Genomic DNA, 9,025 nt, shown 5'->3' with positions numbered 1-9,025 from the left:
GGCGAGCTGCTGCTCGATCCAGGTCAGCGGCAGGGCCAGGGCGGAACTCTGGCCCTGTAGCCGCCGCGCCAACTCCGCGACAAAGGCGCTCGACGGGGGCGGCTCCGAGCGCGCCATGTCGGCGATCACCAGGATCAGATTCTTGGGGTCCTGCTCGACCATCGCCATCATCCGATCGGCCCAGCCATCGGCCAGATTCTGGTCGGTCCGGCTGGCGGCGATGAGGACCGCAACCCGGCGCAGATTCTCGATCAGCGCCAGGCGCAGCATGATCGGGATGGCCCACAATTCGCCCAGCCGCAGGGTGGTGACGGCCTGATAGGCCGCGACGAAACGGTTGAGGTTCTCGGGGTCGACCCGACCGTCGCCGTGGGCGATGATCTCCAGTGCGAGGTCATAGACACGCGGCAGTCCGGCGGAGGGTCCTTGGAGCAGGCGCGGCAGTTGCCGGCTGTAGCCCTTGGGGAGATGTCGCTTGGCGGTGCGGATCTGATCTTCGATCAGATAGAAGTTGTCGAGCAACCATTCACCGGCCGGCGCGATCCGTCGGTTCTCCGTGACGGCGGCCATGAGCAATCGGCAGACACCGATCAGGATGGTTTCGTTCTCGGTCAGGCGCGCGAGCAGACGGTCCGGCGGGTGTCCGGGCATCAAGGCATGCGCATCGGCCAAGCGCTTGCCGTGCTCTTCCATCTGTACCGCGCTGAAGAGCTCCGAGCGCAACGGCGGCTCGTCGCCGACGGACGCCTTGATCAAACCCTTGGCGGGAAGCCATCTCCTGAATCGAAGCAGGGTGTCGCGAATCGCCAAATGACTCTCCTACACATGTCCGATCTTCGACGCGAAGACGCCAACCTCTGCGGACGAAGGTCACTATCGAGTCGTGGTTGTTGTTGTCGTTGTCGATCACGACAACGACAACGACTTCATGCGCCGGCGTTGGCGGACTGCGTGCGCTTGTCCATGACCCCAAAGCGCCGTTCGTCGCCTCCAGCCGTCGCTGACTGAAAACATCGCATCACATCCCACTTCAGCAAGCTCATGCAACGCGATGGACTCAATATTTACTTATAGTGCGACTTAAACGTATTGAAGGAATCCTTGAAGGCATCCCAGGCCCGCTCCGTTTCTAATTTGAGCTGCTCCCAGTTGCTTTCCGTAGCGGCCTGCATCTCCTCCAGCCGTTTCTCGCCTTCCACACGCGCTGCGCGTAACGACACGAGCTGCTCCTCGTATTTAACCTTGGCCTCTTCCTTGATGTCATGAGCCTTTTCCTGAAGCACGTCGATCTCAGCATTCCAGGCGTCGATCCGCGTCTTCATGTCCGCAATAAATTCGTCTTTGGTCAGCATGGGTTCTTGCTCCTGTTGTTGATCGTCAACCCGGCGAAGCGCGGGAACTCAAGTACCCGCTCGCCGTCCTGTGCTCAATCTCACCGCCCCTATTTCTTCCAGTAGAAGTCCAAGCGCGATTGGCCGGAACCATCCAGACTGAAGGTCTTGCGCTGAGTCTCGTCCTGACCGCGTACACCGGTCGGGGTGACCTCCACACTGTAGTCGCCCGCAGGCAGTTGGGCGAGGAACCAAGGGCCTTTCGATTCGGCGGTCAGAACCGGCGCGCCTTGCGTATCCAGAACGTTCACTTGAACCGAAGAGAGATATTCGCCGCTGCCCTCCGTCGCGAAGAGCAGGCGCAGGTTGAACTGACTGGACAAGGCTTCGAGCTCGGCGCGTTCGCTCTCCCCGATGCCGCCCGATACGTAGCGAATGTCGCCGGCGGTTTTGATCTCCGAAGACGCTTCCCCCGACGACTCCCGGCCCGGGGTGACGACCTCCGGCGACGCCGGCGAGCCAAGGGTCTCGGCCGGCCGAATCCCATACTCCGTGGGCGCCTCCGCGAGCTGCGTGTCCCGAGCACCGGAAATCGGCGTCTCCCCGTTGCCCGACTGGACCGGTTCGGCAGACTGCACCGCAGCCCCGCCGAGCATCAACACCATCGCCGTCAGGAACTGCAAATTTCTGTTGATCATGTCAAAGGGCTCGTTTGCCGACGTAAAAGGGCCGGAAACACGCTTTCCGGAAATTGCATTGCACCGGACAGGAGACAGAGATTCATGCCTTCCGACGGATGACTCTCAAGTGTTTCTCGGCACGAGCAATAGCGCTGCGCCGGCCACGATCGAGGCCACACCGGCCCAGATCGGAATGTTGACCGTCTCGCGGTCCTGGACCGTCAATTCCAGCGGACCCAGTTGGGCCTGCGTGGTCTCCTTCGTATAGCTGAAGCCGCCATACGCCAATCCCAGGCCACCGCCGATGATCAGCGCGACACCGACAATCTTGAGTGCGTTCATCTTATTTCCCGACATGAATCTGCGTTTATCGTTCGCACGATTACCCGATGCGTATTCCGGACATGGAGCCGAGGAGCCCGAAAGCAGACAGCAGCCAAAGCACCACGAAGATGACGACCACCACATTCAGGATCTTCTTGATGGTTCCATCCATCGGAATGTAGTTGTTGATCAGCCACAGGATCACTCCGATGACCACCAAAACGACGACCAAATTAATCAGATTCATTTCTATTCTCCCATGATGGTTAAAAAGCCCTCGGGACGTGGTAGCGTCGGAAACGGGCCGGATTCCACGGCGCCCCTCTGCTCAGGGTCGAAGAGGGTGATGCACGATGAAAAACACCATGACACGGCGTCTCCCGGCCGGTCTGTACGCCATCGCACATAAGGGCGGGGATCGGCACGTTATGTTTGGTAGCGCACTGAATCAACGCGTTTTTTGACGTAACTTAAGAAGCTGACGGAGCCCACAGGCCGCGCTACGGCGACCAACCGGGATCATGGCCAGCCCATGGGCACCAAGCTTCGCCCCTGGTTTCCCCGGCAACGCGCTCCGCTTGCCGAGTGTTTCCGTTCCACCCCGGCCCATGAGGAAACCGCACGTGCATCCCGAGAAGAAGTCCGCTCCCCTCGACAATCGGCTTCTCGCATCGCTGTCGGATGACGAGCATCGGCAGGTGTTGAAAAGATGCGAGTCGGTCGAGCTTGTGCTCGACGAGGTGATCAACGAGCCCGGCGAGCAGATCCGCCATGTCTACTTCCCCGTCGGCTGCTTCTTTTCCCTGGTAACGCCACCGATCGATCACGCCGGTCTGGAGGTCAGACTGGTCGGCAGCGAGGGAATGGTCGGAACACCACTCGTCTTGGGGATCGACGTAACGCTGCTGCGCACCGTTGTCCGGGGCGCGGGTCCCGCCTGGCGCATGACCGCGGAGCGATTTCCGGAGGCGCTCGGGCAGAGTCCCGCACTCCGGACCACGCTGAACCGCTATCTCTTCGTGGTGACGAACCAGGTCGAGCAGATGGTTGCCTGCACTCGGTTCCATGTGCTGGAAGCGCGGCTCGCCCGCTGGCTGCTGATGACCCAGGACCGGGCGCACTCGGATCACTTCCATGCCACCCACGAGTTCCTGGCGCTCTTACTTGGGGTGCGGCGGGTCGGCGTCACCAAGGCCGCGACGGCGCTGCAAAAACGCAATCTCATTCACTACAGCCGCGGCGACATCCGAGTTCTCGATCGGCCCGGCCTGCAAACCGCAGCCTGCGCCTGTTACGGGGAGTCGGAAGCCATGTACGAGCGATTCATGGGCTGAGAGACGCCCTGTCGACCGCAGCGATCCGGAGTCGCTCGCGGGTGGTTATTCCGGCGGGGTGTACGGGGGGCCGAACGGATGCCGGCGGATGTCGCACCAGACTCGATTGTGCTGACGATAGGACGGAAAACTTACACCGCCAGTAGGGCTAAAAGCCCTTGAACGCAGCGGCAAACGGATCCCGGCGCATGTCGCGCCGGACGCGGTTTCGACTTAGTGACCGGTGCGGGCGCGCACTTCCAGGGCGACTTCGAGTGCGTTCAACCCCGTCTGCCCATCCACCAGCGGAGGGCAGCCCTCGCGGATACAGCGCACGAACTCGGCGAGCTCAAGATCCAGCGGCTTCACCGGCTCGACACTGATGCGCTCGCGCGTGATCTCCGGGCGTGTCGCTCCGGCGGTCGTGCGGGGGGCTGCGATATCGATGGTCTGCGCGATGAAGTCGAGCGAGAGGTAACTGCCCGGCTGGAAGACCCGGATCCGGCGCGTGGTCTTCTCCGAGACGCGGCTAGCCACGACGTTGGCGACGGTGCCTTGGTCGAACTCCAATCGGGCACTCGCGATGTCGACATGATCCGTCAGCACGGATGCGCCCACGGCAGAGATGTTCGCGATCCGCCCGCCGACCAAGGAGAGGATGATGTCGATGTCGTGGATCATGAGGTCGGAGACCACGTCGACATCGGTCGCACGCTCGGTAAATCCGCCCATCCGTTGGGCCTCGATGTAGACAGGCGCGTGGATGCGCTGCGCAAGCGCCATGACGCCGGCGTTGAATCGCTCGACATGGCCGATCTGCAGGATTGCATGATGCTCGCGCGCCAGGCGGACGATCTCGATCCCGTCGGCCAGACTCGCCGCGATCGGCTTTTCGAGCAGAACGGGGATCCCACGCGAGAGGAACGGCGCCGCCGCCTCCAGATGCGCGGTCGTCGGGACCACGATGCTGACCGCGTCGACCCGTCCGATGACCTCCTCGATCCGCGCATAGGCGGCACATCCGGCCTCGGCGGCGACCGCCGCGGCGCGGGCCGGATCGACGTCGACCACGCCCGCCAGCTCGACATCCGGCATGCGCGAGTAGATCAGGGCATGGAAACGCCCCAAATAGCCGACACCGATGACGGCTACGCGGAGTTTATCGGACATAGGCTGCTACCGGATGCGTTGTTGAGCCTCGGAGATTCTCCGGGACAGGCCGTCGGCGTGCAGCCTACGGCGCTCCCTCCCGGGAATCGGGTAATGTCGCTGTCGATCCTCCCGGAAGGCGTCGTCCTCAGCCGCCGAAATCGATCGGCGCAACCGCCTGCTCCGCGATCGGGGTGCGCTCGACTCCCGAGTAGAGCCCGATCTGGTACGCCAGAGTCGCCGCCATCCCGATCGTCGCAAAGGCGATCAGCAGCACCAACAGATCTGGCTTGGGAGGAGATGACTTGGAACGCATGGGTAAACCGACCTGATGTTGCGACTCTGGCTGCGTGGCTCGCTGTCCTTGCGGGACATCGAAATGGAGCGGGACTCCGATGCGCCTGGATCGCGCGACGGGCCCATGTGTATTATCACGCGATCAGATGCGCTTGTCTGCGACGTGGAGGTTCAGGTGAAAGAGTTTTCGATCAAGATTTCGGCCAATAGTCAGTACCAGCCGGAGCGGTCTTCCCCCGGAGAAGGGCGTTATGTGTTCGCCTATACGATCGTCATCGAGAATCACGGCGAGCAATCGGCGCGTCTGCTCGATCGGCACTGGATCATTACCGACGCGGACGGCAAGGCCCAAGAGGTCAGGGGAGAGGGTGTCGTCGGGGAGCAGCCGCACCTGAAACCGGGTGAACGTTTCGAGTACACGAGCGGTACCATCATCGCCACCCCGATCGGCAGCATGCACGGCAGCTACGGCATGATCGGCGACGACGGGACCCGCTTCGACGCCGATATCCCGGCCTTCTCGCTGGCGTCGGCAATGACCATTCACTGAGCCGGACTGCCGGGACCGACGCGGCCATGTCCATCTATGCCGTCGGCGACATCCAGGGGTGCTATCGGGAGCTGCGGCAACTGCTCGACAGGCTCCGGTTCGATCCGGGCGTCGACCGACTCTGGCTCGTCGGCGACCTGGTCAATCGCGGGCCTGAATCGCTGGCCGTTCTGCGGTTCGTGCACGATCTGGGCGATTGCGCCGTCACGGTCCTCGGCAACCACGATCTGCATCTCCTCGCGCTGGCCGAGGGCAATACCCGGCACGCCGGCAAGAGCACGCTTGAGGAGGTGCTGCGGGCGCCGGACCGCGACGCGCTCCTGCACTGGCTGCGCCATCGCCCCCTGCTTCACCATGATCCCGACGTCGGCTTCGCGATGATCCATGCCGGTCTGCCGCCGCAATGGAGCCTTGCGGACGCGCAGGCCTGCGCGCATGAGCTGGAGTCGACCCTGCGCGGCCCGGACTTCCGCGCCTACCTGATGGCGATGTACGGCAACAAACCGAAACGCTGGTCACCCGATCTCACCGGCACGGACCGTTTGCGCTTCATCACCAACTGCCTGACCCGACTGCGGTTCTGCGCGTCCGACGGTGCACTTGCGTTGGGCGAGAAGGGCGAGATCGGCAGCCAATCGGCGGGGCGTCTGCCCTGGTTTCGGATGCCGGATCGACGCTCCCGCGACGCCCGGATCATCTTCGGCCACTGGTCCACCATCGGTTATCTCGCCGAGCACAACGTCTGGGGGCTGGACAGCGGCTGTCTCTGGGGCGGCGCGCTTACCGCCATCCGGATCGACGGCGCCGGAGACGAATACGGAGACGAAAAGAGGTCGATCACACCCATCCAGATCGACTGCGCGGGCTATCTGCGGCCCGGATCGGAGTGAGGCGCGGTTACGCGGCGAAGCTCCAAGAAGGTCATGGCATGCGCGTTGCGCTCGTCGGCCGGACGCTCGATCCGGCTTACCTCGACCCAATCCGCCGGATCCCAGCGCGGAAACCAGGCATCGCCCTCGATAGCGGCATGCACCAGTGTCAAATAGAGTCCGTCGGCGCGCGGCAGCGCCTCGGCATAGAGCGCCGCCCCTCCGACGATCAACAGCTCGGGCACCGGCCCGGCCGCCTCGATCGCGGCATCCAGAGAATCCACGACGAGACAACCGTCCGGACGAAAGGCCGGATCACGTGAGAGGACGATGTGGCGGCGACGCGGCAAGACTCCGGGCAGGGATTCCCAGGTCCGCCGCCCCATGACGATCGTCTTGTCGAGCGTGAGCTGTTTGAAATGCCCCAGGTCGGCCGGAAGATGCCAAGGCAGGCGATTCTCCCGACCGATCACGCCGTTGTCCGCGATCGCGGCAACCAGGCTGAGGGGTGGAGCTTGGCGTTCGGTCGATGGCATGGCGGATCATCTTGTCTTAAGGGCTGGGCGTGCGAATACATTCGCACCTACACGCCGGTTGCTCCTTTCCCGGACAGCACCTCATCATACCCGCAACGCTGCAGCCATTCGCGGAGGACACAGATGCAGAGCACCTACGACCTTGACTTCTATGCTTGGGCGAACACCCAGGCCGCGCTCCTGCGCAGCGGACGGATCGACCAGGCCGACATTGAACACATCGCCGAGGAGATCGAGAGCATGGGCAAGAGCGAGTTGCGGGAGCTTGAAAACCGACTCGCACGGCTGTTTACGCATCTGCTCAAGTGGCAATTCCAGCCCAATCGACGAAGTCGAAGTTGGACACTGACGATCAAAGAGCAGCGCCGACGTCTTCATCGGCACCTCGCACAGAACCCCAGTCTCAAGGCGAAGCTGGAACAAGCGGTCCTTGACGCCTACGGGGACGCCATCCTCGAGGCGGCCCGCGAGACCGGCCTCGCCGAGGAGACATTCCCGCCGGTCTGCCCCTTCACCATCGAGCAGATCCTGAACGACGAGGGACCGGGCGACGAACCGAAAGCCATGTAGGGGCGACTTCAGTCGCCGAATCAAGAGGATGGCTCCTCTTCCGTAAATGACCCTAAACCACGTCACCTCCGACGCTCGAGGATCCGGCCCCGAGGCAGCGCCAATCCAAAAACGATGCATGTCGCTCCGGGCGCGGTTTAGCCGTATCGCTCCAGCGCCGAAGCGAGACGATCCCGAACCATGTCGCGCAGGATCGCCGGCTCGACCACCTCGACATCAGGCCCGTATCTGAGCACATCCATTGTCAGCTCGAGCGCGTTGCTGTAGGGAATGCGTAGCTCGTAGCGCCCGTCCTCCAGAAATTGCCCCGCCTGATCCCGATGCCACTGCTCCTTCGCGACCCAGCGGGCGCGCTCGGGGCTGAATCGCAGCACCGCCGTCTGCTGCGGCGTGCCGGCAAAGATCCCGTAGGAGACGGCGAAGTGTCGATCGAGCTCCTCGTCCGCCACCGGCAAGGCCGGCGTGGACAGGGGGCGCGCGGCCTCGATCGCATCCAGGGCGAAGGTCCGTAGACCCTCGCGCAGATGACACCAGGCGTCGAGATACCAGTTGTCGCGGTAGTAGGTGAGACGCTGGGGCGAGACCTCGCGGTCGCTGTGCCGATCGTCGCCGCGATTGAAATAACGGATCCACAGGCGCTGATGTTGAGCCAAGCCGCCGGCGACCGTCTGAAAGTGTCGACCGCCACGACGTGCGCCCATCTGCATGATGCGCACCCGCGCCGAAAGCCCGTCGAAACCCGGGCGCTGCAGCTCGAGCAAATCACCGATGCGTTTCTGCAGTGGCTTGAGATGCGGGTCGAGCAGACCCGGCTCGACGCTGGTCAAGAGCTGCTGCACCGTCAGCAGGGCATGCAGCTCGGAGGCGTTGAACCAAAGACCGGGCAGCTCGTACATCGCGCCGTCGGCCAGATCGTACTTGTAGCCGTTGTAATCCCGGTCGTAGACGATCGGGGCGTTCAGGTGCAGACGCATGTCCTCGATGAGCCGCTTGATGGTCGCGCGCGAGCACTCGAGCGCCTCCTCCAATCGCTGCCGCGAGACCGGATGTCGAGCCGCCTGAAGGATGCGGTTGAGCTCGAAGATCCGGTCGAAGCGATCCACCGGGTCGGCCCTAAACGGGAACGGCGGCGACCTTAGCAACGGCAGCCGGTGCAGCCCATAGCTTTTCGAGATTGTAGAAGTCAAGCACCTTGGGGAGCATGACATGCACCACGACCCCGTTGAGGTCCACCAGCGCCCACTCGCCCTCGGTGACGCCCTCCATCCCGAGCGGGGTCTCGCCCGCCTCCTTCGACTTATAGGCCACGGTCTCCGCGATGGCCTTCACATGCCGATCCGAGGTGCCGGAGGCGACGATCATATAGTCCGTGATGGCGGTCTTGCCCCGCACGTCCATCACCTCGA

At 63.1% G+C, this 9,025-nt stretch carries 14 protein-coding genes; 4 read left to right on the top strand and 10 right to left on the bottom strand.

All coding sequences use genetic code 11. The features are described from left to right. The 5 genes from VLR48_RS19285 to VLR48_RS19265 all read right to left on the bottom strand — a co-directional run. The coding region (locus VLR48_RS19285; RefSeq protein WP_325293334.1) for a hypothetical protein at positions 1–810 on the bottom strand (810 nt) is incomplete at its 3' end. Between the two features lie 254 nt (positions 811–1,064). Then, on the bottom strand, positions 1,065–1,352 hold the full coding sequence (locus VLR48_RS19280; RefSeq protein ID WP_325293333.1) for a hypothetical protein: 288 nt from the start codon (positions 1,350–1,352) through the stop codon (positions 1,065–1,067). 89 nt (positions 1,353–1,441) lie between these two features. Further along, a complete protein-coding gene (locus VLR48_RS19275; protein WP_325293332.1) occupies positions 1,442–2,029 on the bottom strand; it encodes a carboxypeptidase regulatory-like domain-containing protein in 588 nt (195 codons plus the stop codon). A 105-nt stretch (positions 2,030–2,134) separates the two neighbouring features. Beyond that, a complete protein-coding gene (locus tag VLR48_RS19270; protein ID WP_325293331.1) occupies positions 2,135–2,353 on the bottom strand; it encodes a hypothetical protein in 219 nt (72 codons plus the stop codon). A gap of 40 nt (positions 2,354–2,393) precedes the next feature. Next, positions 2,394–2,582 (bottom strand): Thivi_2564 family membrane protein, encoded by a 189-nt coding sequence (locus VLR48_RS19265; RefSeq protein WP_007192470.1) that lies wholly within the window; start codon positions 2,580–2,582, stop codon positions 2,394–2,396. Positions 2,583–3,033: 451 nt separating this feature from the next. Between VLR48_RS19265 and VLR48_RS19260 the strand changes: the two genes are divergently transcribed. Beyond that, entirely contained in the window at positions 3,034–3,669 is a 636-nt protein-coding gene (locus tag VLR48_RS19260) for a Crp/Fnr family transcriptional regulator (protein ID WP_325293330.1), read from the top strand. 213 nt (positions 3,670–3,882) lie between these two features. Here VLR48_RS19260 and VLR48_RS19255 read toward each other — a convergent pair whose 3' ends face one another. Together VLR48_RS19255 and VLR48_RS19250 are read right to left on the bottom strand one after the other, a co-directional pair. Further along, on the bottom strand, positions 3,883–4,818 hold the full coding sequence (locus VLR48_RS19255) for a Gfo/Idh/MocA family oxidoreductase (RefSeq protein ID WP_325293329.1): 936 nt from the start codon (positions 4,816–4,818) through the stop codon (positions 3,883–3,885). A 127-nt stretch (positions 4,819–4,945) separates the two neighbouring features. After that, positions 4,946–5,113 carry a hypothetical protein gene (locus VLR48_RS19250; protein WP_325293328.1) on the bottom strand — a complete coding sequence of 56 codons (168 nt, stop codon included), beginning with the start codon at positions 5,111–5,113 and terminating at the stop codon, positions 4,946–4,948. Positions 5,114–5,269: 156 nt separating this feature from the next. Here VLR48_RS19250 and apaG point away from each other — a divergent pair, with 156 nt between their 5' ends. Further along, positions 5,270–5,644, top strand: a complete 375-nt coding sequence (gene apaG, locus VLR48_RS19245) for a Co2+/Mg2+ efflux protein ApaG (protein ID WP_325293327.1) — start codon at positions 5,270–5,272, stop codon at positions 5,642–5,644. Between the two features lie 26 nt (positions 5,645–5,670). Then, on the top strand, positions 5,671–6,534 hold the full coding sequence (locus VLR48_RS19240; RefSeq protein ID WP_325293326.1) for a symmetrical bis(5'-nucleosyl)-tetraphosphatase: 864 nt from the start codon (positions 5,671–5,673) through the stop codon (positions 6,532–6,534). On the opposite strand, the gene VLR48_RS19235 is transcribed toward VLR48_RS19240, so the two are convergent. Then, positions 6,510–7,049 (bottom strand): dihydrofolate reductase, encoded by a 540-nt coding sequence (locus VLR48_RS19235; RefSeq protein WP_325293325.1) that lies wholly within the window; start codon positions 7,047–7,049, stop codon positions 6,510–6,512. The two genes, VLR48_RS19240 and VLR48_RS19235, sit on opposite strands and share 25 nt — an antisense overlap. A 123-nt stretch (positions 7,050–7,172) precedes the next feature. On the opposite strand from VLR48_RS19235, the gene VLR48_RS19230 reads away from it, so the two are divergent. After that, positions 7,173–7,619: a DUF29 domain-containing protein gene (locus VLR48_RS19230; protein ID WP_325293324.1), complete on the top strand. Its 447-nt coding sequence runs from the start codon at positions 7,173–7,175 to the stop codon at positions 7,617–7,619. A gap of 137 nt (positions 7,620–7,756) precedes the next feature. On the opposite strand, the gene VLR48_RS19225 is transcribed toward VLR48_RS19230, so the two are convergent. Together VLR48_RS19225 and rsfS are read right to left on the bottom strand one after the other, a co-directional pair. After that, positions 7,757–8,722: a WYL domain-containing protein gene (locus VLR48_RS19225; protein WP_325293323.1), complete on the bottom strand. Its 966-nt coding sequence runs from the start codon at positions 8,720–8,722 to the stop codon at positions 7,757–7,759. Between the two features lie 10 nt (positions 8,723–8,732). Next, positions 8,733–9,025: ribosome silencing factor (rsfS, locus tag VLR48_RS19220; RefSeq protein WP_325293322.1), on the bottom strand; the 293-nt coding region annotated here is incomplete at its 5' end.

The sequence above is a fragment of the Thiocapsa sp. genome, assembly GCF_035467215.1.
In the GTDB taxonomy this organism is placed as follows: domain Bacteria; phylum Pseudomonadota; class Gammaproteobacteria; order Chromatiales; family Chromatiaceae; genus Thiocapsa.
This window is presented reverse-complemented; position numbering and strand designations above follow the sequence as displayed.

Bases quoted from the DNA above. Each gene is read 5' to 3' on its own strand.
- VLR48_RS19280 (WP_325293333.1), bottom strand. From the start codon at position 1,352: ATGCTGACCAAAGACGAATTTATTGCGGACATGAAGACGCGGATCGAC.
- VLR48_RS19275 (WP_325293332.1), bottom strand. From the start codon at position 2,029: ATGATCAACAGAAATTTGCAGTTCCTGACGGCGATGGTGTTGATGCTC.
- VLR48_RS19270 (WP_325293331.1), bottom strand. From the start codon at position 2,353: ATGAACGCACTCAAGATTGTCGGTGTCGCGCTGATCATCGGCGGTGGC.
- VLR48_RS19265 (WP_007192470.1), bottom strand. From the start codon at position 2,582: ATGAATCTGATTAATTTGGTCGTCGTTTTGGTGGTCATCGGAGTGATC.
- VLR48_RS19255 (WP_325293329.1), bottom strand. From the start codon at position 4,818: ATGTCCGATAAACTCCGCGTAGCCGTCATCGGTGTCGGCTATTTGGGG.
- VLR48_RS19250 (WP_325293328.1), bottom strand. From the start codon at position 5,113: ATGCGTTCCAAGTCATCTCCTCCCAAGCCAGATCTGTTGGTGCTGCTG.
- VLR48_RS19240 (WP_325293326.1), top strand. From the start codon at position 5,671: ATGTCCATCTATGCCGTCGGCGACATCCAGGGGTGCTATCGGGAGCTG.
- VLR48_RS19235 (WP_325293325.1), bottom strand. From the start codon at position 7,049: ATGCCATCGACCGAACGCCAAGCTCCACCCCTCAGCCTGGTTGCCGCG.
- VLR48_RS19230 (WP_325293324.1), top strand. From the start codon at position 7,173: ATGCAGAGCACCTACGACCTTGACTTCTATGCTTGGGCGAACACCCAG.